The sequence below is a fragment of the Ideonella sp. P3_A4 genome (assembly GCF_056403075.1).
In genome coordinates, this window is record NZ_JBFUGE010000931.1 from 1 (window position 1) to 1,748 (window position 1,748).

A 1,748-nucleotide genomic window follows, 5' to 3' on the forward strand; every position below is an offset into this window, starting at 1 on the left:
TGGACGCAACAACTGGCTGTTCGCGGGGAGCCTGCGTGCGGGCAAGCGGGCCGCCGCGATCATGAGCCTGGTGCACTCGGCGCGGCTCAATGGGCACGAGCCCTACGCGTACCTGCGCGACGTGCTTGAGCGGCTGCCCACGCAGCCCGCCAGCCGCATCGTGGAGCTGCTGCCGCATCGCTGGCAGCCGTTGGGCGCCACAGCCTGAACTGCCTGCTCGTCTCCAAGACGGGATTGCCGGACGCTTACGTTGAATGGGGCTTCATCGAGAAGCATCCGTTCAAGGGGGAGGTTCGCCTGGAAGGCGAAGCTCCGCGGGAACGCTATGTGGAGGACTGGGAAGTCTTAGAAGTACTGTCGCTCGAGTCCAACCGGAAGTCTGGCTCGGTGTCGATGATCCAGGCCTACATCCGCCTCAAGTTGCTTACCGGAATGGCACAAGGAGACTTGTTGCGACTACGGGTCGACGAGCACGTCAAGGAAGACGGTATCCACAACCAGCGCCACAAGACCAAAGGTTCGACCGGCAAGAAGACGATCTACGTCTGGACAGCTGAGTTGCGCAAGGCCGTGGATCAGGCCCTCAAGGCCAGGCCAAAGACCTCGGAGTTCCTGTTCTGTACCCGGGAGGGGACGGGCTACATCGACGAGGGCCTAGGACGAGCGTCAGGCTGGAAGTCAATGTGGCAGCGCTTCATGACCCGAGTCATCACGGAAACCAAGGTCGAAGACGCTTTCACGGAACATGACCTCCGAGCCAAGGTGGCCAGCGATGCCAGCAGTCTGGAACATGCCCGGTCGTTGCTTGCTCACGCCGACAGTCGAACCACCGACCGCATCTATCGGCGAAAGGCGGAGATCGTGGAACCACTCACGCGGAAGCTACCCAGCGACTGATTTCATTGCGCTCTTACCAAGAATGCCCGAGGAAAGTTGATGAACTCCTGCTATGACGATTTGACGCTTGAATTCAGTGCAGAAMGGATCGCAGTCGAATCCAATGAGCCTTCACGATTCATCCATGAGCGTGAAGGCACGGTAAAACTGTCAGAGGCTGATGACGTTGAGCACACCATAGGAACTTTCAAGACGCTCTACGTCGACGTAGAGGCTGCTACTGATGAAGAGGAGAGCGTTCTAGACGTGTTTGACACCCGCGCCGCGGTCCTCGACTACTACAGGCTCTACGACAACGAGCTGACCTTCACGCGAGCAGTCAGCAAGGCCACCGGCACTGACTTCTTCTTTAACTTCAACCTTCTCATTCTGGATCGGCTGATCATCGAGCCGCAGTTCCGTGGCCAGGCTCGAGGCCTGATCGCCCTGAGGGGGTTGATTCAGGTCCTGCGCCCAGGGGCAGGTCTTGTGGCTATGAAGCCTTTTCCTTTGCAGAACGAGTCGCATTTTAAGGAGGAGTCCACGCGCGAAGAACGGGCCAGGCTGCGCTTGGATGACTTCCCAGGCAATCAACGATCAGCTACTGCAGCCCTGTGTCGGTACTACAGCCGCCTAGGCTTCAAAAAGGTGCGGGGCAGCGAGTACATGGTGCTGGATCCAAGGTGTAGGCTGAAGTCGATCGAGGAACTAAGGAAGGTCTGCAAGAACGCGATCGTCCAGCCGTAACCGCGACTGGATCTCCTTCCGAGCCTTTCCTTCTGACTCGAGACAAGCCGGAGGAAGGGGTCGAGGAATTCTTCCTGTCCCATCCTCCCGAGCACTCCCCCGTCCCTGCGACGACGGCGACCGCC

3 protein-coding genes are annotated in these 1,748 nt (G+C 59.0%); all 3 read left to right on the forward strand.

The window, feature by feature from the left end; genetic code table 11:
* Positions 1 to 208, forward strand: a 208-nt coding sequence (locus AC1DYI_RS34555) for a transposase domain-containing protein (protein WP_477202310.1), incomplete at its 5' end; no start/stop codon positions are given.
* 26 nt (positions 209 to 234) lie between these two features.
* Positions 235 to 897: a tyrosine-type recombinase/integrase gene (locus tag AC1DYI_RS34560; protein WP_477208617.1), complete on the forward strand. Its 663-nt coding sequence runs from the start codon at positions 235 to 237 to the stop codon at positions 895 to 897.
* A 39-nt stretch (positions 898 to 936) separates the two neighbouring features.
* Positions 937 to 1,623, forward strand: coding sequence for a hypothetical protein (locus AC1DYI_RS34565; protein ID WP_477208618.1), 687 nt, complete (start codon positions 937 to 939; stop codon positions 1,621 to 1,623).
* Positions 1,624 to 1,748 lie beyond the last annotated feature (125 nt).